Below are 19,310 nucleotides of genomic sequence, written 5' to 3' on the forward strand. Positions count from 1 at the left end.
GCAGAGGGAGCAGAGGAAGCAGAGGAAGCAGGGGAGAACTCAATAGCCCAATGCCCAATGCCCAATGCCCCATGCCCACTTTAAGATTAATGATTATTTTCCGATAAAAACCTGGCTGGTACTGTTTAATTAGAGGCAAAATAGTTACTAGTATGCCCCCAAACACCAGTATGAGCTATTGCCTCAATCCCGATTGCCAAAACCCGACTTTTAACCCAGAGGATACAAAATTTTGCCTAATTTGCGGTACTAGTCTCCTGTTGGATAATCGCTATCGAGCGACTAAATTACTTGGTGCTGGCGGAATGGGGCGAAATTTCTTAGCGGTGGATGAACGTACCCCATCGAAAAAGCGCTGTGTAATTAAGCAGTTCTTTCCAGCAGTACAGATTGTTAATAACCCCACTGCATACCAAAAAGCGGTGGAATTGTTTAACCGGGAAGCTGCAACCTTAGATACACTGGGGGATAAATCTAGTAAAATTCCGCGACTGTTAGCAAACATCGAACAAGACAAACGTTTGTATTTTGTCCAGGAATTTATTGACGGACAGAATTTGCTTCAGGAGTTACAACAACAGGGAACTTATACTGAAGAGCAAATTTGGCAACTATTGACAGAATTGCTACCTACTTTAAAGTTTATCCACGAGCATGATGTCATACACCGAGATATTAAACCAGAGAATATCATGCGTCGGCGCGATCGCGAACTGATATTGATTGACTTTGGTATCTCTAAAGAACTTAGCGGTACAGTCATGTCTATCGGTACCACAGTTGGAACTGTAGGATATGCGCCACCAGAACAAATGACCTATGGCGAATCTTATTCAGCAAGTGATATTTATGCTTTAGGTGCAACTTGTATTCATCTGCTCACTGGTACTTTTCCCAATTTACTTTACAATCCTCAACAGCAACGCTGGACATGGCGAGATGTGATGGCTGCGCAAGGAAAAACTGTCAGTCATCAACTAGGGCAGATTTTAGATAAAATGCTGCAACAAGATATTCGCCAACGCTATCCAACAGCAGACGCAGTTTTAGCGGATTTACAAGTAAATCCCACCATCACAGTTACAACTCCAATCAATATAGAACCCCCACTTCCATCAGCAAAAAACAATTACAAGTTGCTAACAGGAATTGGGATTTTGATAACTCTCGTGCTGGGTGTTATCGGTTATAAGTTATTGCAACTTTCCAGCCAGCCACAATTAACAAATACTCCCCCATTAGAAACTTCAAATTCTTCTTCTCCTGCTACTAGCTCACTCACTACAGCAACTCAATACTATGAGCGCGGTAACGAACTACGTAAAGAAGGCAATAATGAAGGAGCCTTAGAACAATATAACAAAGCAATTGAGCTTGACCCTAAATATCTTGCTGCTTACAACAATCGCGGTAACGTCCGCGATGATTTAGGTGATAAACCAGGGGCTATAGAAGACTACAATAAATCCCTTGAACTTAACCCTAAATATGCACTTGCATACTACAATCGAGCCAGAGTTCGCAATGACTTAGGCGAAAAGCAAAATGCTTTACAAGATTATAATCAATCAATCGAGCTTGACCCAAAATATGGTTTTGCATATTACGGTCGGGGTTTAGTTTACAATAACTTAGGCGATAAAAAAAGTGCGCTTAAAGATTATGATAAAGCCATTGAACTCAACCCCAAATATTCTGCTGCTTACTATGCTAGGGGTAATGTACGCGATGATTTAGGTGATAAAAAAGGCGCAATTTTAGATTATAATCAAGCAATTGAGCTTAATCCTGAATATACTTTCGCTTATTATACCAGGGCGAATGTGCGTAATGACGTAGGCGATAAAAAAAGCGCTCTCCTAGACTACGATAAAGCTCTGGAACTTAACCCTAAATATGTAGATGCATATAACAATCGCGGGATAGTCCGTGAAGACTTAGGAGATAAGTCAGGCGCTTTCCAGGACTATAACAAAGCGATTGAGCTTGATAATAAATATGCTAATGCTTACTACAATCGAGCTAATCTTTATAAAAAGTCAGACGACAAACAAAATGCGATTAAAGATTACAACTTAGCAGCTAGCCTCTATCAAGCACAGGGCAATACCAAATATTATCAATACTCTCTCGATCACATCAAAAAATTATCACAGTAACTTAAGTAAGTCGGTAATTACAGCAACCCATATTACTCAATATCAATCAACTTTAAACCCTTACCAATGACTAATAGACTTCTTGCATAAATATTTTGGCTTTGTTGAGTATGAGTGTGAAAAGCTCACGCATTCGACGTTCGCGCAGCGTCTCGTAGAGAAGTCGTTCCCGAAGGGTAGGCGCAAAGAAGAAGGAAAGAACAAAGACTTTTGCACGAAGTCTAATAAAAAATGACTAATGACTAATGACTAATGACTAATGACTAATGACTATTAAATTATTAATAGCACCTACCTCTATTTAGGTAGGTGCTATATCTTGCATATAATTCCAGGGATAAATAATATCTAAATATCTAGCTAACTAGATTCCCTGGGGGTTACTAATAATCAATTCACAATCTAAGGTTATATGGTTGCTATGCAGCGCTGCTGCGGTTCAACAAGTTCCACAAGAAAACGGCGATAATTGCGCCAAGAACTGCAACTATGATACCAGGAATGCTGAGACTTGAAGCGGCTAATGCCAACCTTCCCGTAGTAAAGAATACAGCCAAACTACCACCAATAAATGCACCGATGATTCCCAGTATGATAGTTCCGAGGACTCCACCACCTTGATGACCGGGATAAATAGCTTTTGCGATCGCACCAGCAATCAGTCCTAAAAGTAGCCAAGCAATAATGTTCATTGTTTTGATTGAATAACGTTTGTTTACCAACAATCAAACATTAACAATTTTCCTACTAGTAACTAATCTGCCATTAGCCTTATTTATCGATATATCTAAAGAATCAGAAAATCCTTGCTGGATCTTGTCTATATCTCGGCTATATCTTTCGACATAAGCCTTAAATTCACTAGAGAAAAATTTTAAGAAAAAGCTCCTAGTAGGTCTAAGACTAGGGGCTTATAAAATTATTGCTTGGTAATAGTAGTATATGTATTTATGGTTACGCCTCTCCTCTACTTTAAGAATTAAGCTCTTGTATTTCTAAAGTATTGTTAACCTGCTTTACCAATCTAAATTCAATAAATATATCTTGACAGATAAAATCTCATGTTAATGTTCTTAAGCATTACCTATACATTTAACTATAAATTCAGTTTCTACCTCTGGAGAGAGGTTTATTGATTTTATAGTCATAACAATTTATCTTTAATACTTCATATTATTGAGCTTTTAATCTGTGCCTAGTTAAAACCGAATTGCTGGTGAAATTTAAATTTAAAATCCCAGTATAGGAAATTAAATCACTCAACCCTAGTGATGCTGATTTTAAAACCAAAATTAAACAACTGAAAAAAGCAGTACAACACCATATATAAGAGGGGACGGCTTTAATTTATGTTATACTAGTTGCCGTCAAATTTTTCCACGTAAAATGATTGTTTTCGAGTTTAAGGCAAAAGGGAAAACAACTCAATATGCAGCGATAGATGAGGCGATAAAAACTGCTCAATTTGTGCGCAACAAGTGTATCCGTTTTTGGATGGATAACCCAGGTGTAGGACAAAAAGACCTATATCGCTACAACACGGCATTAAGGGCTGAATACTCTTTTGTCAAAGACTTAAACTCTCATGCAACTCAGGTAGGGGTAGAAAGAGCATATAGCTCTATAGCTAGGTTCTACAACAACTGCAAAAAAGGTATTCCGGGAAAGAAAGGTTATCCTAAATTTCAGAAAAATAACCGTTCGGTGGAATACAAAACATCTGGATGGAAGCTGTCTCAAACGAGAAAACAAATCACCTTTACTGATAAAAAAGGTATCGGCAACCTGAAACTAAAAGGAACGTGGGATTTAAACTTCTATCAATTAGAGCAGATAAAACGGGTGAGGTTAGTACGTCGAGCCGACGGTTATTATGTTCAATTTTTGGTGAGTGTAGACAACAAGGTCGAAATACCTCCAACAGGTAAAACAATTGGTTTGGATGTAGGACTTAAGGAATTCTACACAGACAGCAATGGACATAGTGAACCTAACCCACGATTTTATCGCACAGGCGAGAAACGACTAAAATTTAAACAACGTCTTGTTCAGAGAAAGAAAAAAGGCTCTATCAACCGTAACAAAGCTATTCATAAATTAGGGCGAGTACACCTCAAAATAAGTAGGCAACGTCAAGAACACGCTAAGAGAATAGCGCGTTGCGTCATCCAATCTCACGATTTGGTCGCTTACGAAGATTTGAGGATTAAGAATTTAGTGAAAAATAATTGTCTCGCCAAATCGATTAATGATGCTGGTTGGTATCAATTCAGAAAATGGTTAGAGTATTTTGGGGTGAAGTTTGGCAGGATAACTGTTGCGGTTAATCCTGCCTACACATCCCAACAATGCTCTAACTGTGGTGCAATAGTTAAGAAATCTCTATCAACAAGAACCCATGTTTGTGAATGTGGCTTTGTATTGGATAGAGATTGGAATGCTGCTATCAATATTCTGAAATTAGCCTTGAGTACGGTAGGGCATACCGGAACTTGGGTCATAGACCCGAACGCTTCAGGAGATTCGACCTCTACTCATGCTGGAGAAGTCTTGTATGAGCAAGCTGGGTCTATGATTGAAGAATCTTTGCCCTTATAGGGCGGAGAGTGTCAACATCAGAGACTAGAATTTTTATTAAAGGTAAATTAATGGCTCAACAATTTGCTAAACTCCAATTTTTGGAGAGCAAATAGCGCATTGGGAATGGGGGGATTGGCAAAGTGGCTCAAAAGGAACGTGTAAGTAACATTGAACAAATTGATCCTCATGACTTTTCTTGGTTCTATTGGTTTACCTTGCCAATCTACCCATTTGGTAATCGTCGGACAATCGGTAAAGAAGTTGTTAAGGATACAGTCTGGACTTTTGACCAAATACAGGGCATCTTCTATGTAGTTGTACCCATTCGCATGACTGTGGTAAAGCTAGAAGCTGGGGGACTTCTGGTATATGCTCCTGTTGCACCTACCGCCGAATGTATCCGGTTAGTAAATGAGTTGGTTGCAGAACATGGAGAAGTTAAGTATATTATTCTGCCAACTATCTCTGGATTAGAACATAAGGTTTTTGTCGGCCCTTTTGCCAGATGCTTTCCGCAAGCACAGGTGTTTGTTGCTCCCAGTCAGTGGAGTTTTCCTGTAAATTTACCGTTGAGTTGGCTGGGGTTACCTGCAAAAAGAACCCAAATACTACCAGCAGATAGCCAAAAAACACCCTTTGCTGATGAGTTTGATTATGCTATTCTCGGCCCGATTCATTTAGGCCCAGGAAAATTTGCGGAGGTGGCATTCTTCCACAAGCGATCGCACACTTTATTACTTACAGATACTATACTATCTGTACCCGAAGAACCGCCTGCGATCGTCCAATTAGATCCCTATCCTTTACTCTTCCATGCTAAAGACAGCGCGGGGGATATTGTTGTCGATAATCAAGCTAACCGTCGTAAAGGTTGGCAACGGATATCGTTATTTGCTTTATACTTTCAACCAAGCGTGCTGCATGTCATTAGCTTTGCTCAAACATTGCGCGATGCCATAAAAGCCCCAGAACGTTCTCAAAAAGCTTATTTTGGCTTATATCCCTTTAAATGGCAGCCAGATTGGCAACGCTCATTTGCTGCTTTACGCGGTGATGGTAGGTTATTTGTAGCGCCTATATTACAGACTCTCATTCTCAACCGCGCACCCAAAGAAACGATTAATTGGGCGAATAAAGTCGCTAGTTGGGATTTTCACTGGATTATTCCCTGTCACTTTGATTCACCCATCAAAGCTAAACCATATCAGTTCCGTCAAGCATTTTCTTTCTTAGAACAGCAACCAGCTGTCAGTGCAGGCTTATTTAACAGTAATAGTTACCCCTTACCTCAAGAAGATTTTAAAATACTTCAGGAGATTGACATCAGTCTCAACAAGTTGAAAATCGTTCCTCCACCCCAAGATAAGGTGTAGAGACAACTCCCCGGGTTTTGCTGATATTTATCTGACTTCTCCGCAAAAATTATGAGCCATAAATTATTTTTGCGTCGGAGTGAGTAATTTTCTGGGGAATTTTGTCAGCATCCTCACTCTATGCCAATACGGTTCAGTTAAGGATAAATGTAGGTTGGGTTGAACGAAGTGAAACCCAACAAAGCGCCGAAAATGTTGGGTTTCGTCCCTCAACCCAACCTACACCAAATCAGTTTTTTGAGGCTAACTGAACCGTATTGCACTCTATGCTCTAAATTCCATCAGGAAGCCATATTGCTGCTTGAGTATGTTCGCCAAACGTCTCTAGAATATTCCTGACAGGAAATTACCTCAAGTCGAGGATTTATTAAATCATCAACTATTGATTATATAGTCATGTTTATCTGACATGTTTACTGATCGTTCATGAAGGCAAGCACAATTATAATTTTCCATATATTGAATAAATTGGCATAAATTTGATTTTTGATAAATTAAATAAATGACTCATTTTTTGAGTAGCCGAACTGATGCAAAATGCCTATAATAGCTAGCATTTTCCACCAATAGCTCAGGCTGTAAGAAGATTTCCCAATTTCCCCGTCAGCCAGTATTTCAAAAAATTAATAATTATTTAATTTTATGAGAGTAAAGCAGCTTCTGGATTATGGATTCATTGATATGTAGTGAGTATATAAGGAGTGCAATTTACAGATAATTATCCTGATGTAACACAGTTAAACCATATATATATATTCGTAAATTTTCTAATATTAATAGTCTTGCATGTGAGTTATTAATAAAATCTATCTATAGACTGATGAAAATCGGAACATTAATATTAGCAAGTAGGTCAAAGTTTTCCTGTTGAGACTGTATTGAAGTTGCAGAATATGCACAATAGCGCTTTGTGCCTTGAAGTCCTATAAATAGGATTTCATTCTAACTCAAACTAGCCGCAAAATATAGGTATGTATACTCATGGTCAATTTATCCGTTCGCAATTCTCACAACAATCAAGCACTGAATGAAGCTACAGACTGGAACGTTATTGAAACAGAATTCAATCCCGCGCAGCTACACCATAAAGAAACCGTTTTTACCCTGAGTAATGGTTACTTAGGAACGCGGGGTAGTTTTGAAGAAGGTTATCCTCAAGATTCCGCCGCCACACTCATACATGGTTTATATGACAAGGTAGCGATCGCCTATACTGAACTAGTGAATTGTCCGAGCTGGTTGCCATTAACGATAAAAGTGGCAGGCGATCGCTTTACAATGGACAGTGGCGAAATTATCTACTACGAACGGCGGCTCGACTTACGTTTAGGCATACTCAGCCGCGATGTCCGTTGGCGTTCTCCCCAAGGACATACATTAGACTTTCATTTTGAGCGCTTCGCTAGTTTAGCCGATAGACATGTATTAGCAATTCGCGCTCAAGTTACATCCTTAGACTTTGAAGGCGAAGTTTCCTTTGAAACCAGTTTCGATTCCACACCCCAAACCCAAGGCGTACCCCATTGGAAAACCCTAAATCAAGGTGGTGTAGATCGGATTATTTGGCTGTACAACCAAACTATCCATTCGGAAATTCAGTTAGGGATGGCAGCTAAATTGGTAGTGGAGGGTGAAAATGCGCCACCGATTAATTTAGCAAATGCTGATACTGCTCCCACTCTCAGCACCACTTTCCAAGTCGTACCCGGAAAAAGTGTAAGTGTAGAAAAAATTATTACCCTATTTACCTCACGGGAAATTGAAACTCCCATCGCCGCAGCGCTGCAAAGATTAGCCGACGAACCGCGTTACTCAACCTTGCTAGCGGCTCACATTGCTGCTTGGGAACAGGTATGGCAAGACAGTGACATTATTATAGAAGGCGATCGCCAAGCGCAGTTAAGCGTCCGTTACAACTTATTTCAATTATTAGCTGTAGCACCGCGTCAAGATGATCGCGTAAGTATTCCGCCCAAAACCCTCTCCGGTTTTGCTTATCGCGGACATATATTTTGGGATACAGAAATTTTTATACTTCCCTTCCTCACCTTAACTCAACCAGCTTTGGCGCGGAACTTGCTCACCTATCGCTACCACACCTTACCAGGAGCCAGACGCAAAGCCCAAGAAGCCGGCTATCAAGGAGCCATGTTTGCTTGGGAAAGCGCCGATACTGGTGATGAAGTTACACCCCGTTGGGTTCCCCATGCTAGCGGTAACGGCGAACTCGTGAGAATTTGGTGCGGTGATATCGAAGTTCATATCAACACCGATGTTGCTTATGCTGCTTGGCATTATTGGCAAACTACAGGCGATGACGATTGGATGCGGGATTATGGCGCAGAAATTATTTTAGATACCGCAGTTTTCTGGCAAAGTCGCGCGATTTGGAATGCAGAGCGGCAAAGCTACGATATTTTAGATGTAATTGGCCCCGATGAAAACCACGATCGCGTCAATAATAATGCCTTTACCAATGTCATGGTACAGTGGCACTTACAATCAGCTTTGGCGCTTTGGGACTGGCTCAAGCAAGCCTATCCAGAAAAATCTAGTCAATTAGCCCAACAATTGCAATTAACCATAGAGCGTCTGCATCAATGGACAGAAATTCAAGAACTTCTATATGTAAATCAAGACGAATTTACTGGTTTAATTGAACAGTTTGAAGGCTTTTACCAGCTAGAAGATGTAAATTTGGCAGATTACGAACCCCGCACTCAATCTTTACAAGGTTTATTGGGAATCGAGGCGACAAATCAAAAGCAGATTCTCAAACAGCCAGATGTATTAATGCTGCTGTATTTACTCAGAGAGCGTTACAACTACAAAACCTTAGCGATTAACTGGGATTATTACAGCAAACGCACCGACCACAGCTATGGTTCATCTCTCGGCCCCGCTATCCATGCTATATTAGCCTGCGATTTAAACCAACCCACCCACGCTTATACACATTTTCTCCGTTCAGCCTTGGTAGACTTAGAAGATGTAAGGCGTAATGCAGCCGAAGGAATTCACGCCGCCAGTGCTGGAGGTGTATGGCAAGCAGTGGTATTTGGGTTTGGCGGCATTCGCATGACAAAATTAGGCCCTGTCGCCTGTCCTAATTTGCCTCCAACTTGGAAACGGTTGAAATTCCGGCTGCAATGGCGCAACGAGTGGTATGACTTCGACTTGCGACAAAATACAGACATGGAAATTGACAATCCACCAGCAGAAGTCAATCTGCAACCCGCACACCCCCAAATTAAAGGTGTCATCTTTGACTTAGATGGAGTGTTAACCGATACATCTGAGTTGCACTATTTAGGGTGGAAGCGAGTAGCCGACGAAGAAGGCATTCCTTTTAATCGAGAAGCCAACGACGCTATCAGAGGATTACCCAGACGAGAAACCCTCATGCAAATTTTAGGCGATCGCACCGCTACAGAAGCGCAAATTCAAGACATGATGGAGCGCAAAAACGGCTATTTCTTGGAATTAATCGAGACAATTACCGCAGATGATTTACTCCCAGGAGTCGCCAATCTCCTGCAAGAACTGCGAGATGCAGGAATTAAAATCGCTTTAGGTTCATCTAGCAAAAATGCTCAGACAGTAATTCAACGTCTAGGCGTCCAAGATAAATTTGACGCCATAGCCGATGGTTACAGCGTCACCCAACCCAAACCTGCACCAGATTTATTCTTATTTGCAGCCCAACAAATTGGCATTTCTCCATCACAATGTATTGTCATCGAAGATGCGATCGCAGGAGTAGAAGCCGCCAAAGCAGCAGGTATGTGGTCTGTAGGACTAGGGCCAATTGAGCGATTAGGTAAAGCTAATGTTGTATTACCCAGTTTAGACAGAGTAACTTGGTCAAACCTACACCAGCGCATAGCCAACAGCCAAGAACTAGCTGTCTTAAGTAGAAGCTAAGATTTAAAGATTCGCTTTTCTCCAATTTTCCCATCCTGTATGTCAGGGTGGGATTTTTTTATTTTTGGAAATGCAGGAAGACAAGGGAAGGGAAGGGGGACAAGGAAGACAAGGAAGACAAATGCCCAATGCCCAATGCCCCATGCCCCATGCCCAATGCCCAATTATTAACAAATGTAACAATATTGCCATCAAAACGTTTTACCGTCTTGACAAGCCAGAAGAGAGCCGATAACGTAATATACATACCCGGGTAAGGCCGTTAAAGAAATATGCAAACGCAAACTAAGCAAAAAGTTACTTTGTATCTATCGCCTGAATTGCACAGGAGGCTGAAAATTCGTTCAGCAGTTGATTCTGAACCCATGTCAGATCTGGCAGAACGCGCATTATTTTTCTACCTTTCTAATTCAGAATTAGTAGAAGAAATAGAAGCTTCTGTATATGGCAGAACTCATAGAGTATATTCCTGCCCCGAATGTGCAAGTTCATTGGTATTAAGAGAAGGAGAACTAATTACCTTAAATAATCAACCAGGGGTAATTGGTCAAGATGATATTTCCATTGATGAAATGGATAAAGAAAAAACCCATCTTTTGGGTGAGGAAGAACTAGTTCCTTGTTAGTTATGAATTATGAAGAATTAAATTCATAATTCTATTTTCATCACCAGCAAAACGATGTCTGTACTGTACTAAGGTCTCAAGTAGGTCGATGTATGAAAGAAGAGCTCAATATTCTAATTCAAGCTCAATACCCTTTAATCTACCTTGTGACCTCCGAGGAAGAGCGGGCTGAGCAGGCAATTTCCACCATCGCCCAGTTACTAAAGCCCCAACGCCGAGTATTTGTTTGGACAGTAACTCACGGCATCGTGGAGTATGGTCAACCTCGGAATGTCACCCAACATAACACTGTTTCACCAGAAGCAGCAATTGAGTGGATTATCCGTCATAAAGAACCTGGTTTATTTATACTTAAAGATTTACATCCATTTATAGATGCACCTGCGACAACTAGATCGTTACGTGATGCGATCGCTAATTTTAAACTTTCGTCGCATGGTTCGCCAAAAAACATTATATTAATGTCGCCGGTTCAACAAGTACCTATCGAACTGGAAAAAGAAGTTGTAGTTCTAGACTTCCAACTACCTGATATGGCTGAGTTAAATAAAGTATTAACTCACCATTTAGATCAAAATCGTGGGCGGAGGTTGACAACCGAAGCCAGAGAAAAACTTCTCAGAGCCGCCTTGGGTTTAACCAAAGATGAAGCTGAAAAAGTCTATCGCAAGGCACAGGTAACTACAGGGCGTTTGACGGAAGATGAAGTAGATATAGTTTTATCTGAGAAAAAGCAGCTAATCAGACGCAATGGTATCTTAGAATACATTGAAGAAGATGAAACTATTGATGCTGTAGGTGGCTTAGAAGAATTGAAAAAGTGGCTCAAGCAACGCTCTAATGCTTTTACAGAAAAAGCGAGAGAGTATGGGCTACCCCAACCAAAAGGGATGTTAATTCTGGGAGTTCCAGGTTGTGGTAAATCCCTCATAGCGAAAACTACCTCTCGTCTTTGGGGGTTACCAATTTTACGCTTAGATATGGGTAGAGTTTATGACGGCTCAATGGTGGGTCGAAGTGAAGCCAATCTGCGTAATGCCTTGAAAACAGCAGAATCGATTTCTCCGACAATATTATTCATCGATGAATTAGATAAATCTTTTGCTGGTAGTGCTGGTTCTGGTGATTCAGATGGCGGTACCTCCAGCCGGATTTTCGGCTCTTTCCTCACCTGGATGCAAGAAAAGAAATCTCCTGTATTCGTAATGGCAACAGCTAACAGAGTAGAGCGTTTGCCGGGAGAATTCTTAAGGAAAGGTCGTTTTGATGAAATCTTCTTTGTGGATCTGCCCACACCCGAAGAACGTCAGGATATATTTAACATTCACCTGACGAAGCGTCGTGAAGACATCTCACGATTCGATTTAGGACAACTAGCGAAAATGTCCGATGGCTTCTCTGGGGCAGAAATTGAACAAGCGATCGTGGCGGCGATGTATGAAGCTTTCGCCCAAGAACGCGAGTTCACCCAACTAGATATTATTGCTGCACTGAAGGCAACTTTACCGCTGTCTCGAACGATGCAAGAACAGGTCACAGCTTTAAGAGACTGGGCCAGACAGCGTGCCAGACCCGCAGCATCCTCCGTTGCTGAATATCAGCGAATGGAGTTCTAAAAGCTTTCCCTTGCTAATCCCAGGGGGAAAGGCTAGCAGTCCCTGCTAGCAGCGCTCGAAACAAGCCGCTTTAAATTTAAGCGCGGCTTCCCCAAAAAACAAACCGTTGTCGTTCTTTCTCAATCTTCTCTTTGGAGGAAACCCAAATGTCTCACTTTAGCACTCTGCGCACCAAAATCACCGATGCAGAAATCCTCAAAGCATCCTTGCGTGACCTGGGCATCAGCGTGAAGACTGAAGCTGATGTCCGTGGTTATAATGGTCAGCGCGTACGTTCTGACATCGTTGCTGTGTTGGAAGGCGAATATGACCTGGGTTGGTCTCGCAACAGTGATGGTTCCTTTGACCTCATTGCTGACCTTTGGGGCGTAGCTAAAAAGCATAATCAAACTGAGTTGATCAACTCCATCAACCAAAAATATGCAGTTAACAAAACCTTAGCTGAAGTAAAACAGCGCGGTTTACAAAACGCCAATGTGAAATTGGTATTGCAATAGTAATTTCTCTGCGCGTTCCCAAAGCTGCACGGGCTAACCAAGTAACTAGCGGTTAGCCCGCTTTTTTTGGGGTTAGTTAATTAATAGTCTTTTGTCAAACCGTCAACTTTCAGCACGAATTCCCCTGACTCATTAAGTACAGGGGATTTTTGTATGTTTTTTACAGTATGCAGACAAAAATTTTCTGGTTTATTGTCGGAATATTGCTCTGGTCAAGCTTTGGTGCTTTAATTGCTGGTTGGGGAGCCATGATAGTCAGCTATACCTGGGTTATCTCAGTTGCTGCTTATGGGGCTGGAATTGGGGCTATGTCAGGATTTATTATTACCTCGCTGGGGCTATTAATTTCCGCCAGAGTGCGATCGCAAGATACGATACTGTGGGTGCTACTTGGCTCTATTGTTGGTGCAACTATTGGATTCATCAGTACAATCGTCTTTGGTGGTTACCCTAAAAGAACTCAAGCTGATTTAAGTTTTCTGACTTTAGCTCCGACAGGTTTGCTAATAGGCGCAGTTGTCGGAATTATTGTGGCTGTAGGAATCTGGAAATCTCGTCATAGTTAATTAACTGTCCGCTTGTTTTGTTTAACAACGCGCCGAACGTGGTAGCATAAATTTTTCCTTTTCTGCAGCAAATTTACCGCGCACCATTAAAACAGTTTCTTCAATCACACCGGGAAATGCTTGCACATTTTCCGTATTGAGAAGTTCGGGACTAAAGTAAATTACTACCTCTTCAATGAATTGAGGTATTCTCACTAGGATTTCTGACAACGGATGTATATTTGTGCTGACTATATCAAACAGATGCAATCGAGTATCTTCTATTTCCATACAGGCGATCGCATCTAAATCTGCTGCATAATATAAAGGACGGCTTCCTTCATTCACAAAGAACACGGCTTTTTCCTGGACTACCCCGACTACATTAGAGACTGGTACTCGTGTTTCTAACAGTCTGTGCAGTAATCTTAAATCTTTGTCAGTTGTCAAATCTAGTTGTCTCCAGCCATCTGTGCTACCTGTAGAATTACATTGAACTTTGAAGATATGTTCTGCGACGACACGAAAGCCAAAAGGTAGATAAAATTCTGGCTGCGATGTGGACAATACAAGAGTTTCATAAAGCTTGTCGCAATATTCCAGCACTTCATTCATGACAGCGCGGTAATAACCTTTTCTGCGAAACTCTGGACGGGTAGCGACTGCATGAATTCCGCCCACAGTGACTCTTTTTCCCATGATGTAGAAGGGAATTTCGACTACTCCCACATGGCTAATCGCTATACCTTCATGAAAATAAATAAAAGGAGTGGAAGCAGCTTCCCAAGATGCACCTAGCTTTCGTCCACATTCAGCTAAACTACTGAGTCCGGGAAATGTGATTTCTAACAAGTCAAACAGCTTACCGCTAAGAGAAGGGTCTACTGCAAAGGATTGTTGAAAGCGATCGCAGTTCATAGTGCTAATTTTACTACGGGAATAATAAAATCATAAACCTCGCCACTTCTATGAAGAGATGAGTAAAATATTGGATATTTTTATCCAAAAATATACTTAGTTAAAATCTGGTTTTGTGTATAAACTAAACCCGCGATTTCTACACGGGCAATAATCCCATGATTTCATTTCTTCGCCAAAATTTAGGGAAATTAAAGCTGCTGATTCTCTTAGCCGCTAGCTTGGCTACTACTTCAATTAATTCTGTACAGGCGCAAATTGTCCCAGATAATACATTAGGTGCAGAAAGTATAAAACTGACACCAAATACCAACATTCAGGGATTACCGACAACCTTAATTGAAGGTGGTGCTACTAGAGGTGTTAACTTATTTCAGAGTTTCTTACAATTTAATGTTGGTGAAGGACAACGAGTATATTTTGCTAATCCCACAGGAATTGAAAATATCTTTACTCGCGTCACGGGAAGCGATATCTCTAGAATTTTCGGGACATTGGGCGTAGATGGGAGAGCAAATTTATATTTTCTCAATCCCAATGGCATAATATTTGGTGCTAACGCGCGTTTAGATGTTCCTGGTTCATTTTTGGCGACGACAGCTAATAGTTTTGTTTTTGATAATGGGTTGAAATTTAGCGCCAATCATCCTGAAGCAGCGCCGCTACTGACAGTTAATTTACGTCCTGGTTTGCAATTTGCGGCTAATTCATCGGGGATGATTAGCGATCGCGGAAATTTAAGCGTCGGGCAAGATTTGAGCCTAATTGCTGCTAATCTAGATTTACAAGGTAAGTTACAAGCTAGTCGAGATTTAACCCTAATTGCTCAAGATACAGTTAAAGTTAGAGATACAGCTAGCAATCCTGTAATTGTTTCCGCAGGCGAAAAGTTAACTCTCCAAAGTAATCAAAGTATAGATATATTTGCTTTAAACCACCCTGAAAGTGGTTTATATTCTGGTGCAGATATGGTTTTACGCAGTCCTAACACTATAGCTGGAGATGCTCGCTATTGGGCTGGGGGGAATTTTCAGATTGAAAAATTAGATGGAACTTTGGGGAATCTGTTTAGCCCTGATGACCCAATTATACATGCTAGTGGCGATGTTAATTTTCATAGTTACCAAGGCGCTTCTTTGCATATTTTGGCGGGCGGTGCAGTGAATATTGATAGTATTAAAATCATCGGTGCAGATAAAAGTAATCCGGGAAATTCAATTGTAGAAAATGTACCTTTATCAATCAGTCTTGCTAATGGGACAAATTCTGTAGCTATTAATGGTGCAAAAGAACCAACATTAGATATTCGCGCGGGAACTACTGCATTTGCAACTCCCCGCCTGACATCAAATCCGATTACTGGCGTAATTGGCATAGTTAATCCTACTGCCCTAAGTTCAAGTGCAAACATTACTATTGGCAGTATTATCAATCTCAATTATGCACCCACTGGTGAAGCAATCAAAGGCAAAATTCTTTTAACAAATCAGTACGCACCTAATGGATTACCGGGTAATATTACAACAAATTTGATTCAAACATTTGGCGATGTCACCGTTGATTCGCGAGGTGACATTAATAGTAACAGTGTTATTGATATTTCTTTTGGATTGGATAGCAACAATAATATTCAACTGATTGCTAATAAAAATATTAATGTTGTTGGCAGTTTACTGTCCGATTTAAGCGGTTTAGGTAATGGAAATGGCGGAAATATTACTCTTGTTAGTAAAAGTTCTGGCATTGATACAAGATTTGCAGAGATAAGTTCCAAAACACCCAATGGATTAGCTGGGGATGTAATTATAGAATCTCCAGGAGATATTTATCTAGGTGATATAGAAGCCTCTAGTAATTTTGATACTGTTGACAGTAGTTATCCTGGCAAAATAGTGAGTAGTATCAATATCAAATCTAGCAATGGTTCTGTATATCTAAATAACTCTCATTTAGATACTACCAATACTGGTAGCGGCTATGCAGGAAATATAAATCTTACTGCTTTACAAGAATTAAAAATTGAGAATAATACTAATATTTCTAGTCTTGGTAATAACGGTCAAATTTCTCTGGGTAAATCCAGTTATGCTAATTTATCTCCACAAATCTTGAATATTTTTGATTCCCACTTAAATAGTGATAATCCTGGCGAACAAGGTAGTGCTGGCAATATTAGAATTACATCTGTGAACGACATATCTATTGCTAATAGTAATATCTATAGTAATGCTTCTATTGATGCCAGTAAAACTAATGCGGGTAATATTTATCTGGAATCTTTAGGTTCAATTTCTTTGACTAATAGTCAAATTGTTAGTGATGTTACGGACGGTACAGGTAATGCTGGAAATCTCAGGCTAGATTCTGGTGGAATATCATTGCTAGGAACTATGCTGAAAACAGATAATAACGGACTAGGAAATGGGGGAAGTATAGAAATTAATGCCAGCAAACAGGATATTTTGCTAAAAAACAGTCAAATTAATAGCGAAAGTAATAACTTAGATAATAATAGTTCTGATACTTATCTTTTCCCTGGTTATATTCAGATTACGGCTAGTCAAGGTTCGGTAATTGTAGAAAAATCTAGATTAAATACAACAAATAATGTGGGTGGGTATGCTGGCGGTATATTTATTAATGCCTTAAATGAAATTATTTCCAATCAAAATTCTGGTAAAAATGGCAATGAACCCCTGGGAATTATCAGTAATGGAAACTCCGGTAATATTTTGATTGGATATTCCCCTGATGGTCAATCTTTCAGCCCAAAAAAAGTAACTATTAACAGCAGTTTCTTAACTAGTAGCAACTTGGTAACAGGTAATAATACCGAAAATATTCTGACTAAAAATGCGGGTAATATAACAGTGCAATCTTTAGGAGAGATATCTTTAACTAGCAGTAATTTAGAAACTACAACTTATGGTTCTGGTGCGGGAGGAAGTATTAGCGTAACAGGTAATTCACTATCTTTGAGTAATAGGAGTTCTCTTTTAGCTAATACGCTAGGAACTGGTAAAGCTGGAAGCGTAACTGTCAAGACAACGGGTGGAACAGTCTCACTTTCAGAAAGTAGTATGAATACTGGTAGTGACGATTTAATTGGGAAAGTTACACAAAATGAACCATATAAAGAAGGACAGGGTGGCGGCGGCGATATTACTATTAATACTGGGGCTTTATTTGTAACAAAAAACTCTATTTTAAATGCTAATACTTTTGGAGCAGAGAACAGTGGTAATCTCTATATTACAGCAGATAAAACTGTATCTTTTGCTGATAGTTCTATTGTTAATGCTAGTACATCGCTCCAAGGTAATGCTGGAGATATTAATATTAAAGCTCAGGAAATTTATTTTAGTAATGAATCTTTAATTCAAGCAGAAACTTTTGGCAGTGGTAAGGCTGGTAATATTGATATTACTGCTGAATTAATATCTTTAAATCAGTCATCAAGATTTGATGCTCAAACCTTTGGTAGTGGTAAAGCTGGTAATGTAAATATCAAAACTCAGTCACTTTCTTTAACAGAGGGATCGAGAATTAATGGTAATACTTCTAGTAGTGGTAATGGGGGAAATATTACTATTAATCCCCTGAATTTACAGCAACAATATACTGCGGCTGTGACTTTATCTGGTGCATCATTGGTGAATGGATTTTCTAGTGGATTTTTTGTGAATACGGAAAGCGAATTAGCAGATGCTGGCACTGGTGGCAATATTACTATTAATACTGGTAATTTAACTATTAAAAATGGTGCAGTTTTAAGCGCACCTTCTAAAAGTAGCGGTAGCGGTGGGAATATCGAGATTAATGTCAATAATCTGGAAATTACAGGTGGCGGACAAATTCTCACAAATGCTTATAGTAGCGGACAAGCTGGTGGTATTAAAATTAATGCTACTAATAATGTGGCGATCGCAGGTCAGGATTTAAGCTACAATCAACGACTGGAAGCACTAACAGAGAATTTTGATGTAATTAAAAATACATACGGTTTTACATCCACGACAAGCGATCGCGAAATTGTTGGTATATTTGGCCCTATCAATCAATATAGCGGTCTATTCGCCAACACAGAAGGCAATTCTACAGGTAATGGCGGTACAATTAACATCGACCCGATTCAAGTCACCCTCAAAGACGAAGCGAAAATTACAGTCGATAGTCAGGGTACAGGTGTCGCAGGTAGTATTCGCATTACAGCCAATCGTCTGACATTGGATAACCTTGCAGGTATTAGTGCTGACACCGATAGCGGTCAAGGTGGTAGTATTACACTGAATGTGCAAGATTTACTGCTATTGCGGCGTCATAGTACAATCTCTACCACCGCAGGAAAACAAGGTGCGGGTGGTGATGGTGGTGCGATCGCAATTAACCTAAATACAAGTAATGGCTTTATTGTCTCGCCAGCTGCTGAAAATAATGATATCTCAGCTAATGCCTTTTCTGGTAGCGGTGGTGCTATTGAAATCAACGCCAAAGGCGTAATCGGTTTAGCAACCTTAACCAGGGTGGAATTAGAACAGAAATTAGGTACAACCAACCCTGAAAAACTTGACCCCCAATTGCTACAAACTAATGATATTACGGCAATTTCGCAAACAGATCCCCAATTAAATGGTGTAGTCAGTATTAATTCTCCAGAGATTGACCCCAGTAACAGTATTATCTCACTCCCCACAAATGCAACAGACCCCTCACAGCAAATCGCCCAAAGTTGTGGAGTGGGAAATCAAAAACTAGCGAGTACATTTACTGATGCTGGGCGTGGTGGATTACCGCCTAAGCCTGATGAATTTCTCAGTAGTGATACGCTGTGGGAGGATGTTCGTCTGCGTGCTAATTCTCCGCAGCAACCAATGTCTACCCAAACAACAAACCCCACACATCATCAGGAAAAGCCAGTATTAAATATGCCTGCGACTGGTTGGGTATTCAACAACAAAGGCGAAGTTACCCTCATTTCTCAAACACCCCAATCTTCTACTGTTGGATTCAATTCCTCTAGCTGTACAGCTAAGTAGAAGTCAAAATTTACGCAAAATTTCCTCAGACTTCTC

Annotated in this window: 11 protein-coding genes; 9 read left to right on the forward strand and 2 right to left on the reverse strand. The window is 40.3% G+C overall.

Annotated elements, in window-relative coordinates; genetic code table 11:
* The first annotated feature begins 170 nt into the window (after positions 1-170).
* Entirely contained in the window at positions 171-2,159 is a 1,989-nt protein-coding gene (locus H6G08_RS06690) for a serine/threonine-protein kinase (protein ID WP_190555594.1), read from the forward strand.
* Between the two features lie 419 nt (positions 2,160-2,578).
* On the opposite strand, the gene H6G08_RS06695 is transcribed toward H6G08_RS06690, so the two are convergent.
* The gene (locus H6G08_RS06695; protein WP_190539858.1) at positions 2,579-2,851 is read right to left on the reverse strand and encodes a GlsB/YeaQ/YmgE family stress response membrane protein; all 273 of its coding nucleotides are present in this window, start codon (positions 2,849-2,851) and stop codon (positions 2,579-2,581) included.
* Positions 2,852-3,545: 694 nt separating this feature from the next.
* Here H6G08_RS06695 and H6G08_RS06700 point away from each other — a divergent pair.
* The 7 genes from H6G08_RS06700 (at position 3,546) to H6G08_RS06730 (ending at position 13,341) form a co-directional block, all read left to right on the forward strand.
* Positions 3,546-4,757: an RNA-guided endonuclease InsQ/TnpB family protein gene (locus tag H6G08_RS06700; protein ID WP_190539861.1), complete on the forward strand. Its 1,212-nt coding sequence runs from the start codon at positions 3,546-3,548 to the stop codon at positions 4,755-4,757.
* A gap of 122 nt (positions 4,758-4,879) precedes the next feature.
* Positions 4,880-6,112, forward strand: a complete 1,233-nt coding sequence (locus tag H6G08_RS06705) for a DUF4336 domain-containing protein (protein ID WP_190539863.1) — start codon at positions 4,880-4,882, stop codon at positions 6,110-6,112.
* A 981-nt stretch (positions 6,113-7,093) separates the two neighbouring features.
* Complete coding sequence (gene pgmB, locus H6G08_RS06710) at positions 7,094-10,036, forward strand: beta-phosphoglucomutase (RefSeq protein ID WP_190539865.1); 2,943 nt, start codon at positions 7,094-7,096, stop codon at positions 10,034-10,036.
* A gap of 272 nt (positions 10,037-10,308) precedes the next feature.
* Positions 10,309-10,662 (forward strand): slr0373 family blue light stress response protein, encoded by a 354-nt coding sequence (locus H6G08_RS06715; RefSeq protein ID WP_096642411.1) that lies wholly within the window; start codon positions 10,309-10,311, stop codon positions 10,660-10,662.
* Positions 10,663-10,754: 92 nt separating this feature from the next.
* Positions 10,755-12,278 (forward strand): stress-responsive protein Ycf46, encoded by a 1,524-nt coding sequence (gene ycf46 / locus H6G08_RS06720; RefSeq protein WP_190539867.1) that lies wholly within the window; start codon positions 10,755-10,757, stop codon positions 12,276-12,278.
* 146 nt (positions 12,279-12,424) lie between these two features.
* A complete protein-coding gene (locus H6G08_RS06725; protein ID WP_015136553.1) occupies positions 12,425-12,775 on the forward strand; it encodes a DUF1257 domain-containing protein in 351 nt (116 codons plus the stop codon).
* Between the two features lie 167 nt (positions 12,776-12,942).
* The gene (locus tag H6G08_RS06730) at positions 12,943-13,341 is read left to right on the forward strand and encodes a hypothetical protein (protein ID WP_190539869.1); all 399 of its coding nucleotides are present in this window, start codon (positions 12,943-12,945) and stop codon (positions 13,339-13,341) included.
* Between the two features lie 21 nt (positions 13,342-13,362).
* Here H6G08_RS06730 and H6G08_RS06735 read toward each other — a convergent pair whose 3' ends face one another.
* Positions 13,363-14,238, reverse strand: a complete 876-nt coding sequence (locus tag H6G08_RS06735) for a GNAT family N-acetyltransferase (protein WP_190539871.1) — start codon at positions 14,236-14,238, stop codon at positions 13,363-13,365.
* Positions 14,239-14,396: 158 nt separating this feature from the next.
* Here H6G08_RS06735 and H6G08_RS06740 point away from each other — a divergent pair, with 158 nt between their 5' ends.
* Complete coding sequence (locus H6G08_RS06740) at positions 14,397-19,274, forward strand: two-partner secretion domain-containing protein (protein WP_190539872.1); 4,878 nt, start codon at positions 14,397-14,399, stop codon at positions 19,272-19,274.
* The last annotated feature ends 36 nt before the right edge of the window (positions 19,275-19,310 follow it).

The organism is Calothrix anomala FACHB-343 (assembly GCF_014696435.1).
Taxonomy (GTDB): Bacteria; Cyanobacteriota; Cyanobacteriia; order Cyanobacteriales; family Nostocaceae; genus Aulosira; species Aulosira anomala_A.